Below are 422 nucleotides of genomic sequence, written 5' to 3' on the forward strand. Positions count from 1 at the left end.
TGAGCCCGATGAGCCAGGCGGCGCAGAACCTGAACTGGTTGATCACCAACTTCGTGGACAACACCCCCGGGGTGTCCCACACCGTGGTGGTATCCGCCGACGGACTCCTCCTCGCGATGTCCGAAGGGTTCCCGCGCGACCGCGCCGACCAGCTGGCGGCCGTCGCCTCCGGCCTGACGTCGCTGACGGCCGGCGCCTCCCGCATCTTCGAGGGCGGCGCCGTCAACCAGACCGTGGTGGAGATGGAACGGGGGTTCCTCTTCATCATGTCCGTCTCCGACGGTTCCTCCCTGGCCGTCCTCGCCCACCCCGAGTGCGACATCGGCCTCGTGGGCTACGAGATGGCACTCCTGGTCGACCGCGCCGGAAACGTCCTCACCCCGGACCTCCGAGCCGAACTCCAGGGAAGTCTTCTCAACTGA

1 protein-coding gene is annotated in these 422 nt (G+C 67.5%); it reads left to right on the forward strand.

The features are described 5' to 3' along the window. Positions 1–422 (forward strand): roadblock/LC7 domain-containing protein (locus IF83_RS0129540; RefSeq protein WP_037682130.1); only part of this gene is annotated, 422 nt, incomplete at its 5' end.

The organism is Streptomyces albus subsp. albus, assembly GCF_000719865.1.
GTDB lineage: Bacteria > Actinomycetota > Actinomycetes > Streptomycetales > Streptomycetaceae > Streptomyces > Streptomyces albus_E.